Source organism: Novosphingobium sp. SG754 (assembly GCF_013149315.1).
GTDB classification, from domain to species: domain Bacteria; phylum Pseudomonadota; class Alphaproteobacteria; order Sphingomonadales; family Sphingomonadaceae; genus Novosphingobium; species Novosphingobium capsulatum.
Genome location: NZ_JABGCC010000003.1, coordinates 1 through 15659 on the forward strand (window position 1 = coordinate 1; position 15659 = coordinate 15659).

Sequence of the window (15659 nt, forward strand, 5' to 3'; positions counted from 1 at the left end):
ATCACGCACCTCAGGCGAAAATTTGTTCCGGGTTTTGCTCATCACCAAAGCTCCATCTCACAAATAGGAGCCTCCAGGAAACCCGGGACGGTTCAATGTCGCGGATGATATGCTGTCCTGTCTGTCCCGTGTTCCTTCCGTCTTGTGGAAAGACGCCATCACCATGGAAGCCGGAAAACTGACGGACGCCCAGTTGCAGCACGCCACAGATCTCTTTTCCAATCCTGACTATGCTCGCCTGGTGGCTCTGATGGAGAAGATGAACTCTGGTCAGTTCATAGGGCCGGAGCGGGACGATCTGGAACCACTAATAGCGCGGCTAAGTGGTGACGGGCTGACCGCGGTCTTTGGCGCCATGGCTGCCATGCCCGGCATGTTCGATGCGGAAGCGGACCGATGCTACGCCGATATGAAAACTGCACTCCAGCAGGCCGGAATCGACGATCGCGACCTTTCCCCTCCTCCGACGCATTTATCGCACACCAGTAAATTCCCCCTTAGTACGCCCTAATGGCACCATAATAACCTCAAGTCTCTGGTAACAACCACTGCATTGCCATTATTATAAAACCTATTGAATTTTATGCAAATTAAATAACAAATATGAGTATTATTACTTCTCCTACTGAATAACGGACTTCTGATAAATTCTATGGGATGAAATTAAGATTATTGACCCTCCTCCCGTTCTTAGGCCGCCGATAAATTAGATCCGGTGCCCTTATGGCCTTGGCGAGGGCTTGCAAACTCAGCGGGTGCCATCCCGCCAGGGCTGCCGTGCGGACGCACGGCGCTGTAGTCCGTCCGCCATGCCTCGATGATCCTTCCTGCGTCGGCCAACGACGGGAACAGGTGCTATGACGATGCCGTGTGACGATGCTGGCGCTATGGGGGTGCGGCGCTTCAAGGTATTCACTGTCGTAGGCCGCCGACGGGATTGACCGGCGGAAGTGAAGGCATCGATCGTGGTCGAGAGCTTTTCAGGCCACGAGACGGTTTGCGCGGTGGCGCGCCGGCATACGCTGAGCCCATCGCAACTGTTCACCTAGCTCCGGGAGCTGCGCAAGCAGTTCGATGAGCGCGGTATGGCGCCGCCAGCGGCGCCGGCGCTCGAAGGCGAGTGCGGTCGAACTGGAGATCGACGGCGTGCTGTGAAGATCGGCCGTGGTGCTGATGCCGGCGTGATTGCTGCGGTGAGACTTAACGCATCAATCACAGTAAGTCGGGGTCCGGCTCAAGGCCGACCAGATGGCGCCCGACGATGACCAGGCGATTTTCGAGATCGAAAAACATGTGATTGCCGGCAGTATGGATGTCCCGCCAATAGCGCTGCAACGGTCGCGACTTGAATGTCGCGCTTCCGCCAGCGGCGGCGAGCAGCCGGTCAACCGCATTCATGATCATGCGCCCGGCAAATGCTTCGTCGCCACGCGAGCGCAAGACCTCGTCCATCGCCGGACGGGTTCCCGCCTTGGCGTGATCGACAATGCCTTGCCAGTGCGCGGTGATCAGCGCACTGGCAGCGCGGATTTCCATATGGCTTTCGGCAAGCCGGATGAATGACAGGGGATTGTCCATCCGCAGCTTGCCGGTATGCGGGCGAATGCGTTTCTGCACACTTTCGCGGTAGGCAGCCAGGGCGCCATCCGCAGCACCAAGCAGTACGGCGCCGAAGTTGGCCGCAGTGGCCAGAAATGGCATCCGAAAGAGCCAATGGTCGTGCAGACCGGGTTCTGCTGGCGGCGCGAACATGCCCGGACCCCAGCAGCGATGCTGCGGCACGAACACGTTGCGCACTTCCACCCGCTTGCTGCCGGTGGCACGCATGCCAACCGTGTCCCAGTTGTCTACGATATTGAAGTCGCTGCGCGGGATCAGGCCAAGGTATGACACGCCCGGCATGCCCTCAACGCGAAATCCAAGCTGGGCCCAGGCAGCATGGTCGCAACCGCTGGAAAAGTCCCATGCGCCGGTAAGCAGATAGCCGCCCTCGGTCGTCTGCGCGGTGACTACCGGCGCGAACGACGAGCAGATGCGGGTGTCGGGCCCATCGGCCCAGATGTCATCCTGCGCCTGTTTGCCGTAATAGGAAATCCCGTGCGAATGCGTGCCAACCACACCAGCGATCCAGCCAGAAGCAGGGCACACCGCAGCGAGGCGCCGCACGCCGGCCAGGAATTCGATGAAATCGACCTCGTCGCCACCATACATTGCCGGCACGAGAGCGCGGAAGACACCTGCTTGGGTCAAGGCAGCGATGCTGTCGGGATGAAGCGAACTGCGCTCATCGCCTTGTGCAGCCCCGGCGGCGATCTGCGGCAGTATCTGCTCTATCCGTGCGCCAAAGCCATCGGTCGCGACGCCATGTGAATCTGGTGGCGGCATGAGCAGGGCGTGATTCATGGGGGCTCTCCTGAACGGTGGCACCGCGCTTCATCGCGCGTTGCGGGCCGCGTTTTGTCAGGAAGCCAGACTTCAGGAAAATCGTAAGGCGTGTACGGATACATCACGTAAAATGATAGATGCCGGCATGGCGCCAGCCTTCATGCCGCGTGGACATCCATCGTGTGCAACACCCTTTCGAGCCGCGACAGCAGCCATTCGAGGCCAGGATCGGATGTCCGGTGACGATGCCATTGCGCAATTTCGACCACGGGCTTGAGCGCGAGGGGCAAAGGCAGAACCTTCAAAGGCAACATGCGTGCAAACCGTTCGGCATGGCGGCGGTGCATCACGCCCATGTGCCTGCTGCCGACCAGTGCAAAAGGAACCATGGCGAACGAGGCGACCGACACCTCGATGCGGCGATGGATGCCCATTTCCGTCAACTGCTTTTCATACACGGATGGGTGCGAAACGCCCCTGAATTCGGCACAGGCATGGCCCATGTCGAGGAACTGGTCGAGCGTGATGTGATCGCCAATCGTCGGATTTTCGGCCCAGCAGACAGCCCGCGCGTCATCCTCGAACAGCACGCGCCGCGGATGTTCCGGCCTGGCGAAACTTTCGGCAACGATCAGAAGATCGATGTCGCCACGCTCGAACATCTCCAGCGCGCTGATATCAGGGGGAAGGAACTTGAAACTGATCCCCGGCGCCTCGTTTTGAACCTGCAGCGCAAGGTCGTGACCAACGATCATCGCCACATAGTCCGAGCACCCCAGCGTGAAACACCGAACCGCGGTGGCCGGGTCGAATTCGGATGGGTTGGTAATGGTGGATCGCACCTGTAGCAGAATCGCGCGAATGGCAGGGGCAAGCTGCTGGGCCTTGCCGGTCAGCACCATGCTGCGGCCGTCTCTCGCCAGAAGCTCGTCGTTGAAATATTCACGTAGCCGCTTGAGCGCGCCACTGACCGCCGATTGGGTCAGGTTCAGGTGCTCCGCCGTGCTGGAAACGCTCTTCAATTCGATCAGCGCATCGAGCGTGACCAGCAAATTGAGATCCAGTTTGTCAAAACGCATCGCGCCACTCTCCCAGCTACGCGGATGCGTGCATCTAAGCCGGAACACCACATGCTTTTGCAACCCAAAGATTGGCGATGCCCAGCGGAGGGACGACGGCCGCCATATGGCCCGGCGCGGCTACCCGGCTCGGGAGCCGGGCCCGCCAATACCGAGCATTATCTGCATCGGCGCGCTGGTTCCGCTCAGATCGGATAATGGCAGGGCAGGGTTTCCACCGTGATCCAGCGGGTTTCGGTGAAGCTGTCGATGCCCTGGCGCCCGCCGAAGCGGCCATAGCCGCTGTCGCCTACCCCGCCGAACGGCATTTGCGCCTCGTCGTGCACGGTGGGGCCATTGATGTGACAGATGCCTGATTTGATGCGCTTGGCCAGCATCAGGCCCTTGGCCGCGTCGCGGGTGAAGATCGCTGCGGAAAGGCCGTAGTCGGTGTCGTTGGCCAGCTCGATCGCGTGGTCTTCGTCGCGGGCGCGGATGATGCCGACGACCGGGCCGAAGCTCTCGTCGCGGAACAGCTTCATGTCGGTGGTCACGTTGTCCACCAGATGGGCGGGCATGATGACGTTCTGGCTCGTCTCGCCGCTGACGAGAAGGTTCGCGCCTTGTGCGACGGCATCTTCGACCAGGGAGAGGCAATGGGCGACCGTCTTGGCATCGACCACAGCGCCCAATGGAGTCTTGCCCCGACGTGGATCGCCAGCGGTCAAACTCTTGACCTTGGTAGCGAATTTTGCGGCGAATTGATCGGCCACGGCATCGACTACGATAATCCGCTCGGTGCTCATGCAGATCTGGCCCTGGTTGAAATAGGCGCCGAACGCGGCGGCCTTGACCGCCTCGTCAAGGTCGGCATCGGCGCAGACGACGAATGGCGCCTTGCCGCCGAGTTCGAGCAGGCATGGCTTGAGGTTTTCAGCCGCACGCTTAGCGATGATGCGACCCACCGCCGTACTGCCGGTGAAGTTGATGCGCTTGACCTGTGGCGCGTCGATCAGCCCACCAACGACATCGGCAGCATCCTCGGGTCGGTTGGTGACGACTTGCACCAATCCTTCCGGCAGGCCGGCAGCGGCAAAACTGTCGATGATCAGCGTGTGGGTGCGGGGGCATTGTTCCGACGCCTTGAGGATCACACCATTGCCGCAGGCCAGCGGCACGGCAATCGCGCGCACGCCCAGAATGATCGGGGCATTCCAGGGGGCGATGCCGAGGATGACCCCGACCGGCTCCTTGAGCGCCATCGCCAGGCAACCCGGTTTGTCGCTGGGAATAACCTCGCCCGCGATTTGCGTAGTGAGGGCCGCTGCCTCGCGGATCATGCTGGCACCCAGCATGTGGTTGAAGCCCGCCCAGCCAGCGGTTGCCCCGATCTCGGCCATCATCGCGGCGATGAAATCATCCTTGCGCGCCACCAGGGCATCTGCTGCCTGCATCAAAACCGTGCGCCGCGCATTGGGGCCCATCGCGGCCCACGCGGGCTGTGCGGCCGCTGCGGCCGCAGCAATTGCGGGCACGTCGGCTGCTGTCATCGCGCGCGCCGTTGATGCCACTTCGCCGGTGATCGGGTTCAAACGGGTAAAGGTCACCAGATCTTCTCCTCAAACTTTCCGGCTGACAGCTTGGGGCATAATTAGTTTGTCGTCAAACTAAAATGCTGTATCAGCGCGCCAAGGCCGTGAACGAATCGACGGCCTGGAGGAGAGCAAAAATGAGACTTGCAGGGATGGATGCACGGATATCGGCGAGCGTGACCGCGATGATCGTAGCGGGACTGTGGGCCGCGTCGGCGCAGGCACAAGCGGCAGACCAGGCGCCGGATCAGGCGGCCAAGGATGCGGCCGTGGCGCAGGAGATTGTCGTGACCGGGTCGCGCGTTGCCAGCAATGGCAATGCCCAGCCAACCCCTGTTACCGTGATGTCGGCCGACCGCCTGCAGGATTCCTCGCCGCGTGGCCTGGCCGAAGGCGTGCTGTCACTGCCCAGCTTCAACGGGTCCAACTCGCGGACGGCGGGTGGTGCGGCAGCCAACGCCGGGCACAGCTACCTCAACCTGCGCGGCCTGGGCACCAACCGCAATCTCGTGCTGCTCGATGGCCGCCGCTTCGTGTCGACGCAAGATGCCGGCGCGGTCGACATCAACCTGTTCCCGCAGTTGCTGATGAAGCGCGTGGAAGTCGTGACCGGTGGGGCGTCGGCGGCCTATGGTTCTGACGCCATCGCGGGCGTTACCAACTTCATCCTCGACGATCGCTTTACCGGGCTCAAGGGCCTCGCCTCGCAAGGCATCAGCCGTTACGGCGACAGCAAGACCACCCGTCTCTCGCTGGCCGGCGGCACGTCGTTCCTGGATGGCAAGCTGCGCGTCGTTGCAAGCTTTGATTACACCAAGGACACTGGCGCCCAAGGCTACAACATCGGCGGCAAGAACCGCGCGTGGCAGCGTCTTGGCAGCTTCCTGGTCAACAACCCCAATGTGTCGCCAGCCAATCCGGCATCGCCCACCAACCCCACGCTGATCGTGGCCAACAACGTGGTGTTTCCCTATGCCACCACAGGCGGTCTGATCGTGTCGGGCCCGCTGGCGGGAACGCAGTTCCTGCCGAACGGGGCAACCGCGCCATTCACCTTTGGCACCAACCGCACGTCGGGTTCGATGTCGGGCGGGGATGGCGCCAGTCCGGTTGGAACCGGCACGCTGGAAACGCCGCTGGATGCCAAGGTGGGCTTTGTCCACGTTGCCTATGGCGACAAGGACAGCATCGAGGTGTTCGCCGAGGGCAACTATGCCCATACCTACATCACCAACAATGCCGGTGCCAACAGCTATGGCGTGAACGGCACGGCTTACACGATCTTTGCCGACAATGCCTATCTGCCGGCCAGCATCGCCTCGCAAATGGCGCCTGGCAGCAGCTTCAAGATGGGCCGCTACAACATTGACCTTGGGGTCTACCAAAAGCAGGTCGAAACCGAGGTGGTGCGCGGCGTCATTGGCGCGCGGGGCCGCATCGGTGCCAACTGGAACTGGGACGCCTATTTCCAGCATGGCCGCACGCAGGGCAACTTTACCGCCGCCAACGGCATCATCACAGCCAATCTCTACAACGCGGTTGATGCGGTGGTGAACCCGGCCACCAACCAGATCGTCTGCCGCTCGACGCTCAGCAATCCTGGCAATGGCTGCGTGCCCATCAACCTGTTTGGCGCCGGCACCCCGTCGGCCGCGGCGCGCCAGTATATTGCCGGCAATGCCTATGCCAACCAGACTGTCACGCAGGATGTACTGGCGGCCACGCTGCGTGGGTCGCCGCTGGAACTGCCCGCCGGCAAGGTGCAGGTGGCCGTGGGCGCCGAACACCGCCGCGAAGGCCTGAAGCAAGTGGTGCCCTCGCTGGCCACCATCACCCAGACCGGCAATGGCGCGCAAGGGTTTCCCGGCAGCCTGCTGGGCACCCAGGGCGGCTATTTCCTGGGTAACTCCTCGCCGGTCAATGCCAGCTATCTGGTGGACGAAGCCTTTGCCGAAGCACAGATTCCGCTCCTGGCCGACAAGCCCTTTGCCAAGTCACTGGAACTGAACGGCGCTGCCCGCGTCACGCACTATTCCAACGCCGGCACGGTGTGGACCTACAAGGCGGGCCTGGTCTATGCCGTCAAGCGATCTGCGCCTGCGTGCCACGGTCTCGCACGATATTCGCGCGCCCAACCTCGGCGAACTTTACCTGTCTCAGGCGCAGACGATTGCCACGGTAATCGATCGCCAGAATGCCAATGCCTCGGCGACGGCGACGATCCAGTTGCCCGGGAACCCCAACCTGAAGCCGGAAAAATCGAACACCATCACGATCGGTGCGGTGCTCACCCCCAGCTTCTGGCGCGGTTTCAGCGCATCGGTCGATTATTACGACATCAGCATCAATGGCGCGATCACCCGCCTCAGTAACCAGCAGACGGTGGATGAGTGCGCCGCGGGCAATGCGGCCCTGTGTGCGCTGATCACACGCAATGGCGGCGCCATCTCGGTGATCTCCACGCCCAATCTCAACCTTGCCACGTTGAAGACGCGCGGCTTCGATGTCGAAATGAACTATGGCTTTGGCATCGGCACGGTGTTCGGCCAGCCGAGCCGGGTTTCGCTGCGGGCGCTGGCGTCCTACGTCACCAAGCTGCAAACCACGACGCCGGGTTCCGCGCCGATCGATCGCGCCAGCCAAACGCCCTTTCAGGGCACGGCCAGCGCCGATATCGACCTTGGCCGGCTGAATGTGCTGGTGCAAGAACGGCTGATCGGCAGCCGCGCGATCGACAGCACCTATACGCCCTCGTTCGTGGCCAACAACCATATCGGCGCGGTGTGGTATACCGACCTCAATGTCACCTATCACCTGGGCGGCAAGCTGGAGGGGGTCGATGTGTTTGCCTCGGCCAACAACCTGTTTGACAAGGCCCCGCCGCTGGGTGCCACCACCTTTGGCATTGCCCCGTCTTCCACCCTGTCGCAGTTCTATGATGTCATCGGGCTCTATATGACCGCCGGCATTCGCTTCAAGTTTTGACCCTGTTGGCTGGCGCCCTTTGTGGCGCCAGCCTTTTTCGCATGGGGAGCTTCGACCATGACCAAGATTTCAATCGCCAGTCTCGCGCTGGCCGGCGCGATGGCGCTGGCCACAATGGCCCCCCTGCAAGCCGAGCCTGCCGCATCGTGTGACCGGGCCTGCCTGACCGCGATGATGGAAAGCTATATCGACGCCATTCCAACGCACGATCGCGCTGGCCAGCCCATCGCGGCCGGCACCAGGGAAACCGTCAACGGCCGGGTATCGCCCGCCCAATCGGACTATTTCTGGAAGCTGGTGGACGGCATCACCTATCGCCAGATCCTGGCCGATCCTTCCACCGGGCAGGTCGCCATGCTGGGCGTTGCGACCGAGGCGGGTGGCCGCGGCGCCTATTGGCTACGGCTGGCGGTGAAGAATCGCCAGATCACCGAGATCGAGCAGGTGATCGGCGACCGGCCTGCTGGCGGTGTGCCGGGCCTTGCCGCGCCCAACCCCTATTTCGAGCAGATTCTGCCGGAGCAGAGCCGTTCCACCCGCGCGCAACTGATCGCCATTGCCGACAGCTATTTCGAGGGTTTGCAGCGCCACGATGGGGCTGGGGTGCAGTCTGCCCTGGGGTGCCGGCGCTATGAAAACGGCAACCAGACCTCGCTCAACCCGCTGGGCAACACCTGGGCCTGCAACGTAATGAGCGACTACACCTACATGGACAAGATCAAGGAGCGCCGCTTCCCCATCGTCGATGTGGAACGCGGCATCGTGGTCGGCGCCATGGTGATCGAGGTGTCAAAGCCCAAGGCCAGCGCCGCGATCACCGGGGCCGTTCCCGGCGGCCCGCAGTCCGTTGTGCCGCTGTTCAGCCGCCCGCACGACACGCTGATCCAGGAGGTTTTCAAGATCGCCGACGGCAAGATCCAAGAGATCAACGTGATCCGCCAGGACATGCCCTATCAGTGGGGCAGCGGGTGGTGATGGCCCTTATCCGAAAGACGCCGGCATGAAGATCATGGTTGTGGGGGCAGGCGCCATGGGCACCCTGTTTGGCGGGCGCTTGGCCCGGGCCGGCCATCAGGTGGTGTTCGTCGATACAGACCCCGCGCGGGTCGCGGCCATTGCCGCCAATGGCGTCTGGGAAAACGACATCCCCGCCTGTTGCGCGGCGGCGTTGCCCGGCGTGGCGCAGGGTGAGACTGATCTGCTGATCCTGTTCACCAAGGCCCAGCATACCGCCGCTGCCATGGTACAGAACGCTGGCGCGTTGCGCCCCGATGGCATGGTGCTCACGCTGCAGAACGGCCTGGGCAACGGTGTCGCGATTGCAGGCGTTGTCGGCGCTGATCGAGTGCTGGTGGGTATTACCAATTGGCCGGCCGATTTGCTCGGCCATGGGCGCATCCACGTGGCGGGCCATGGCATGGTCAAGTTCTGGAGCCTGACAGGCGCGGATACCCCCGCCATTCACCGGGTTGCCGCCGCATTGGCCGAGGCGGACCTTGGCGCGAGCGCCGAGCCTTCGGTCAAGGTCGCGATCTGGGAAAAGGTGATTTTCAACGCTGCGCTCAATGGTATCTGCGCCCTGACGCGGATGACAGTGGGCGAGGTCGGTGACTTCGCGCCCGCTCGTGATCTCGCGTTGCAGGTGGTGGCGGAAGGAATCACCATCGCGCTGGCCAACGACGTGGCGGTCGACGGTGAGAGAGTGCGCCAAGCCGTTGCCTTTGCCATGACCCATCACCGCGCCCACAAGCCGTCCATGCTGCAGGATGTGGAGGCCGGCCGCCCCACCGAAGTCGATGCCATTCAGGGTGGTTTGCTGGCCGCAGCCCACCGCCACGGCATGACGACGCACGCACTTGCCCATTGCACCGCGCTGTTGCGCAGCATCGACCACATCGTTCGGAGTTCGTGATGTACACCACCGCCACTGCCTTTCTGGAAGCCCTTGTCGAGCAAGGCATCACGCACGCGTTCGTCAATCTGGGTAGTGATCATCCGGGGCTGGTAGAGGCGATCGCCGAAGCGCGCGCAAACGGGCGGGCCGTTCCGACCATCGTGACCTGCCCGAACGAGATGGTGGCCTTGACCATTGCCCATGGCCATACCCAGATTAGTGGTCAGCCGCAGGCCGTCATCATCCACGTCGAATGCGGGACGCAGGCCCTGGCTGGCGCGGTGCACAATGCCGCCAAGGCGCGCATTCCGGTGCTGATCTTCGCCGGTTCTTCGCCCTTTACCCAGGACGGGGAAATGCTCGGCAGCCGCAACGAGTTCATCCAGTGGATTCAGGATGTCCACGACCAGCGCGGGCTGGTGCGCGGCTACATGCGCTATGACAACGAAATCCGCACCGGCGCAAACGTCAAGCAACTGGTTCATCGCGCGATGCAATTTGCCAGGTCTGACCCCAAGGGCCCCGTCTATCTGATGGCCCCACGCGAAGTGCTGGAGGCGCCGTGCGAGCCGGTAAGCGTGGACATGGCACGCTGGCAGCCGGTGACGCCCTGCGCGCTGGCAGCGCAGGATGCGCGCTTTCTGGCCGAGCGGCTGGTCAAGGCGAAGCGCCCGTTGATCGTCACGTCCTATCTCGGCCGTAATCCGGCAGCGGTTGACGTGTTGGCGGCGTTGTGTGCCCAGGTGGGTGCGGGCGTGGTGGAATCGGTGCCCAGCTACGTCAACCTGCCGCACAACAACCCGTTCTATCTTGGCAACTACTGGAACAATCCCGAGCAGAACCCCGATCTTGCCGCTGCCGATCTGGTGCTGGTGGTAGACTGCGACGTGCCGTGGATTCCGATCAAGAACACCCCGTCCGAAGCGGCCGAAATCTATCACATCGACATCGACCCGCTGAAGGAGCAGATGCCGCTATGGTATATCGAGCCGCACCGCAGTTTCCGCGCTGATGCCGCGCAAGCCTTGCAGGCCATCGGCGATGCAGCAGCGGCACTGGACACGGATGCCGCTGCCTTGGCCGAAAAGACCGGGCACTATGCCGCGCGCAGTGCTGCGCGTCGCGCCCGCGTCGCGCAGGAAGTGTTCGCGGGCGAGGGGCTTACGATCGCCCGCCTGATGGCGGCCCTGCGCGAGCAGTTCGATGGCCAGACCATCGTGATGAACGAAGGCATCACCAATTATCAGCCGGTGTTCGATCATCTGGCCCCCGTGCGTGCTGGCAGCATGTTTGCCAGCGGCGGCGGATCGCTGGGCTGGAACGGCGGCGCGGCAATCGGGGCAAAGCTGGCCAATCCCGAAGCGACGGTGATCACCGTGTCGGGTGATGGCTGTTATATGTTTACCGTGCCGTCCAGCGTGCACTGGATTGCGCGCCGCTATGCCACGCCTTTCCTGCAAGTGGTGCTGAACAATGACGGCTGGAATGCGCCGCGCCATTCAGCGCTTGCGGTTCATCCCGATGGGCATGCCAGCAAGGCCGCCGACCTTGATTTGAGTTTTACGCCAGCGCCTGATTACGGCGCGATTGCAGCGGCATCGGGCGGTGCGGCCAGTTTCGTCGTGGACCGCGAGAGCGACCTTGCCACCGTGCTGGGCGACGCTTTCGCGGTGTTGAAGAACGAGCGCCGCGCGGTGGTCGTCGAGGCGAGGCTGGGCTGATGGCGTTGGGAGAGGCGCCTTCGTCCGTTGCGGGGGTAATTGATGACCGACCCTGGGCCTGGCGGCAAAAGCTGCTGTTGGCGCTGGTGTCGCTCACCATCCTGCTGGATGGGTTTGACAACCAGTCCTTGGGCTTTGCCTTGCCCAGCCTGATGAGGGATTGGCGCCTGCCCAAGGCGGCGCTGGGCAGCGCGCTGGCGGCTGCGCAGGTTGGCATGTTGATCGGGGCGATCAGCGGCGGCGTTGTGGGCGACAGGTTCGGTCGCAAGGCTGCCCTGGTGGCCAGCACGACCTTGTTTGGTGCGGGCACCTTGCTGATCGGCTTTGTCCACACGCCGCTGCAACTGGCTAGCTTGCGGTTTGCCGCCGGCCTCGGGCTGGGGGCGGCTTTCCCCACTGTTGCCGCGCTGGCCGCAGAATTTACGCCGGCACGCCACCGCAGCCTGGCGGTCATCCTCTCGATCGTCTGCGTGCCGCTGGGCGGCGTGGTTGGCGGCATGGCGGCATCAGCGATCCTGCCCGTGATGGGCTGGCAGGCACTGTTTGTGCTGGCCGGCGCCTGCACCTTGGCGCTGGCACTTCTGCTAATGCTGGCGGTGCCGGAATCCGTGACGTTCCTGCTCTCGAACGGCGCGAGCCCCGCGGTTGTCTTGCGCAGCCTGCGCCGGATGGGCCTGGGCGATGCGGTTTTGCCCGAACGGGCCGCAGCCCGATCGCAGGGTGCTGCCGCGCCGCTGTCGGCCGTCTGGGCCCCGGCGTTGCGCGCCGACAGCATGCTGTTGTGGGCGGCGTTCTTCTTTTCCCTGGTGTCCGTCTATGCCGCGTTCAACTGGCTGCCCACGCTGCTGGCAGAGAGCGGTCTGAGTGTGGCGCAGGCCGCTGAAGGTCTGGCGGCGTTCAACATGGGCGGGGTTGTCACAGCCCTGCTGGGGGGCGCGTTGATTGCCCTCTTCGGCTCGCGCTGGGTGATGGCGGCGATGGCGCTGGTGGCGGTTGGCGCGGCTGCGGCCCTGGCCTTGCTGGCCAATATACGCCTGCCGCTTGCCGCGACATTCGCGCTCATCGCGATCGAAGGCGGCTGCGTGAACGGGGTCCAGACCAGCCTCTATGCCTTGGCGTCGAACATCTATCCGGCGCCAACCCGCGCGCGTGGCGTGGGCATGGCAACCGGGATTGGCCGGCTTGGCGCGATTTCCAGCGCGTTGCTGGGGGCAATGGTGGTTGGCGCGCTCGGCATGGCCGGCTTTCACTGGGCGATCGCAGGGGTGATGGTGGTGGTGTTGGCAGCGATTGCCCTGATCGTGCGCCATGTGCCATCCCGGTGATTGCTCGGCATTTCCGCCAAGCTTGACTCCGCCGTGCCAGCCGTGCGACCGATCCGGACCGTCTGCCGGATTTGGGACCATTGATGCCGCGATGTAGTAGCTGTCATGTTGATTCGGCGCTCGTTGTGCGGGTCACGCCAGCGGTGGTCCATGGCCGGTAAGAAGCGGCGCGGTGAAGCGGCCGTAGCTACCGAAGACAGGCAATGGACGCGCGGGCTCGACGAGGTCATCGCCTATCATCTGCGCCGCGCGCAGGAGGCATCGTTTGCCGCCTATTCCCGCAGCATTGGCGAAATCCGCATCTGGCCGGGCTGGTATGCCCTGCTGCGGATCATTTACGACAACCCCGGCATCAACCAGACCGAACTGAGCGCGGCCAGCGGGCGCGACAAATCCACCCTGACCGCGTCCTTGCGTGAACTCGGCAAGGCAGGGCTGGTCGAGCGCGAGCGCGACGAGATCGACCGCCGCAATTTCCGCCTCAAACTGAGCGCGGCTGGCGAGGCCCAACTCGCCGAGCTGGAACTCAAGGCAGCGGCCCACAACGCCAGGATCGACAGCATCATCGGGCCAGAGCATCGCGATCTGTTCCTGGCGCTTCTCAAGGAACTGTCAGCCCGGCTCTGACCAGATCGCGCTGCGTGGGTCGATCGGAGTTGCACGCTATGCACCACCACATTGGGCCAAACGGCCCTGGCAATGCTTGCTCTCACTTGGCGGGGCAGTGCATGTTTCTGGTGTTTCATAGTAAGCGCCAACGGAAGGCGGCGTTGACGCGGCGTCGGGCTGCCGCACAGCAGCGCTTGTACTTCATGCCCCAGCCGCGTTTCGACCTGTCTTGCCAGTCTGCATGGCGCGGAGAGCGGGTTTCTTGTCCTCGCGCATGAGCGCGAGCTTGCGCATTCCAACTAGGGCGCAGGGTATGAGGGCTGCGTGCTCATCGCGGATTGTGTTGGCGTCGTCGCGTTCATCGCACGGCTCGCCGATGTCCATGAAGCCGGTGAACAGGGCAACGAGCGTGGCGGTTCGTTCGTCCTCGGCGATCACCGACCAGTAATCCGGCGCCAGCTTCATGGCGCTCCAGAAGCCCCTGCCCCAGGTCCTGACCTTACGTGGTCTGGCTTCTGACCCGGCTCGCAGAAGGCGGGGAAGAAGCCTGGCCAGCCTTTGGCGAAGCTTGCCTCGGTAGCCTTGTGATGGGCCAGGACCGTAACAAGGCCCTGCTCGATCCGGGCAGGATCGACCGCAGACCGTTCTCGCCACAGACCCATATCCGCCTTTCTGGACAGCGATCGCGGCTTCGTCCGCGCCCGCGAAGCCGCGATCGCAAGAGTTCAAAATGACGCGATCGTCGGAGGAATATGTCCGGCTTCTGCGGATCGCCGAGGTGAAGCGATGCGTGAGCATCGGCAAGAAGCGGATATACCGGCTTATCAAGCGGGTGGATTTTCTTTTCATATTAGCACTTTTCAGCGCTTGCCGGTATTCCGCTCAGACACGCTCTAGCAGAACCGCCAGCCCCTGCCCCACGCCGATGCACAGGAACGCTAGGGCATAGCGGCCCTGCTTGCGGTGCAGTTCCTCCACTGCGGTCATCGCGATCCGTGCACCAGACATGCCCAGTGGGTGACCCAGCGCGATCGCCCCGCCGTTGGGATTGACGCGTGGATCGAGCGGATCGATGCCAAGATCGCGCAAGGTAGCGATCGCCTGGCTGGCAAAGGCTTCGTTCAGTTCGATCACGTCGAGTTGGTCGATCCGCAGCGCGTGGCGGGCCAGCACCTTGCGCGCCGCCTCGATCGGGCCGACGCCCATGATGCGCGGCGCGATGCCGGCGGCGGCCATGCCGATGACGCGGGCGCGCGGTGTCAGGCCATGCGCCGCAGCCGCTGCCTCTGTCGCAACGAGCATGGCTGCGGCGCCATCGTTGAGGCCCGATGCATTGCCCGCCGTCACCGTCCCGCCAGGCTTCACAACGGGCTTGAGAGCGGCGAGCGCTTCCAGCGTCGTGGCGCGCGGATGCTCGTCTGCATCGAACAGGATCGGCTCGCCTTTGCGCTGCGGGATCGCCACGGGCACGATTTCGGCGGCAAAGCGCCCGCTGACCGTGGCGCGATGTGCCTTTTCCTGGCTGGCCAGGGCAAAGCGGTCCTGGTCCTCGCGGCTGATATGCCATTGCTCGGCGACGTTCTCGGCCGTCTGCGGCATGGTATCCACGCCATAGGCCGCCTTCATCGCGGGGTTGATGAAGCGCCAGCCCAGCGTGGTGTCCTCGATCTTCTGGTCGCGCGCGAATGCGCTATGCGCCTTGCCCATGACGTAGGGCGAGCGCGTCATACTCTCGACGCCACCCGCGATAAGGAAATCCGCGTCCCCTGCACGGATCGCCTGGGCTGCCATGCCCAGCGCGTTGAGACCGGAACTGCACAGCCGGTTGACGGTAACCCCCGGCACCGTTTCGGGCATGCCCGCCAGCAGCACGGCCATGCGGGCCACGTTGCGATTGTCCTCGCCCGCCTGGTTGGCACAGCCAAGCAGCACATCGTCCAGTGCCGCCCAGTCTGCCCCCGGGTTGCGCGCCATCAGCGCCTTGAGCGGCAAAGCCGCCAGGTCGTCGGCGCGGATGGTGGCGAGCGATCCGTTGAGCTTGCCGATCGGGGTACGGATGGCGTCGCAGATGAAAGCATCGGGCATGCGGT

14 protein-coding genes and 1 pseudogene are annotated in these 15659 nt (G+C 63.4%); 9 read left to right on the top strand and 6 right to left on the bottom strand.

Going from position 1 to position 15659, the window contains the following annotated elements; genetic code table 11:
* The first annotated feature begins 163 nt into the window (after positions 1-163).
* Positions 164-511 (top strand): hypothetical protein, encoded by a 348-nt coding sequence (locus tag FHW97_RS08145; protein WP_171798647.1) that lies wholly within the window; start codon positions 164-166, stop codon positions 509-511.
* Between the two features lie 179 nt (positions 512-690).
* On the opposite strand, the gene FHW97_RS22365 is transcribed toward FHW97_RS08145, so the two are convergent.
* Positions 691-852 carry an integrase core domain-containing protein gene (locus tag FHW97_RS22365; protein ID WP_082209106.1) on the bottom strand — a complete coding sequence of 54 codons (162 nt, stop codon included), beginning with the start codon at positions 850-852 and terminating at the stop codon, positions 691-693.
* A 98-nt stretch (positions 853-950) separates the two neighbouring features.
* Here FHW97_RS22365 and FHW97_RS22370 point away from each other — a divergent pair, with 98 nt between their 5' ends.
* Entirely contained in the window at positions 951-1049 is a 99-nt protein-coding gene (locus tag FHW97_RS22370; RefSeq protein ID WP_107717648.1) for a transposase, read from the top strand.
* Positions 1050-1212: 163 nt separating this feature from the next.
* On the opposite strand, the gene FHW97_RS08160 is transcribed toward FHW97_RS22370, so the two are convergent.
* The 3 genes from FHW97_RS08160 to FHW97_RS08170 form a co-directional block, all read right to left on the bottom strand.
* Positions 1213-2403 (bottom strand): acyl-CoA dehydrogenase family protein, encoded by a 1191-nt coding sequence (locus tag FHW97_RS08160; RefSeq protein WP_253941685.1) that lies wholly within the window; start codon positions 2401-2403, stop codon positions 1213-1215.
* 140 nt (positions 2404-2543) lie between these two features.
* On the bottom strand, positions 2544-3464 hold the full coding sequence (locus FHW97_RS08165) for a LysR family transcriptional regulator (protein ID WP_171798648.1): 921 nt from the start codon (positions 3462-3464) through the stop codon (positions 2544-2546).
* A gap of 185 nt (positions 3465-3649) precedes the next feature.
* On the bottom strand, positions 3650-5050 hold the full coding sequence (locus FHW97_RS08170; protein WP_171798649.1) for an aldehyde dehydrogenase: 1401 nt from the start codon (positions 5048-5050) through the stop codon (positions 3650-3652).
* A 170-nt stretch (positions 5051-5220) separates the two neighbouring features.
* Here FHW97_RS08170 and FHW97_RS22210 point away from each other — a divergent pair.
* The 7 genes and pseudogenes from FHW97_RS22210 to FHW97_RS08205 all read left to right on the top strand — a co-directional run.
* Positions 5221-5679: pseudogene (locus FHW97_RS22210) on the top strand (TonB-dependent receptor plug domain-containing protein); the annotation flags it as partial.
* Between the two features lie 1432 nt (positions 5680-7111).
* A complete protein-coding gene (locus FHW97_RS08180) occupies positions 7112-8020 on the top strand; it encodes a TonB-dependent receptor domain-containing protein (RefSeq protein ID WP_253941686.1) in 909 nt (302 codons plus the stop codon).
* Positions 8021-8077: 57 nt separating this feature from the next.
* Positions 8078-8995, top strand: a complete 918-nt coding sequence (locus FHW97_RS08185) for a hypothetical protein (RefSeq protein ID WP_171798651.1) — start codon at positions 8078-8080, stop codon at positions 8993-8995.
* A 34-nt stretch (positions 8996-9029) separates the two neighbouring features.
* Positions 9030-9932, top strand: a complete 903-nt coding sequence (locus FHW97_RS08190) for a ketopantoate reductase family protein (RefSeq protein ID WP_255476481.1) — start codon at positions 9030-9032, stop codon at positions 9930-9932.
* A complete protein-coding gene (locus FHW97_RS08195) occupies positions 9932-11635 on the top strand; it encodes a thiamine pyrophosphate-requiring protein (RefSeq protein WP_171798653.1) in 1704 nt (567 codons plus the stop codon). The genes FHW97_RS08190 and FHW97_RS08195 overlap by 1 nt, the downstream gene beginning before the upstream one ends.
* On the top strand, positions 11635-12960 hold the full coding sequence (locus tag FHW97_RS08200; protein WP_171798654.1) for an MFS transporter: 1326 nt from the start codon (positions 11635-11637) through the stop codon (positions 12958-12960). Before FHW97_RS08195 ends, FHW97_RS08200 begins: the two co-directional genes overlap by 1 nt.
* Positions 12961-13110: 150 nt before the next feature.
* Complete coding sequence (locus FHW97_RS08205; protein WP_171798655.1) at positions 13111-13587, top strand: MarR family winged helix-turn-helix transcriptional regulator; 477 nt, start codon at positions 13111-13113, stop codon at positions 13585-13587.
* Between the two features lie 183 nt (positions 13588-13770).
* Here the strand turns inward: FHW97_RS08205 and FHW97_RS08210 are convergent, their stop codons facing one another.
* Positions 13771-14034, bottom strand: coding sequence for a hypothetical protein (locus tag FHW97_RS08210; RefSeq protein ID WP_022676231.1), 264 nt, complete (start codon positions 14032-14034; stop codon positions 13771-13773).
* Positions 14035-14451: 417 nt separating this feature from the next.
* Entirely contained in the window at positions 14452-15654 is a 1203-nt protein-coding gene (gene pcaF, locus FHW97_RS08215; RefSeq protein ID WP_171798656.1) for a 3-oxoadipyl-CoA thiolase, read from the bottom strand.
* Positions 15655-15659 lie beyond the last annotated feature (5 nt).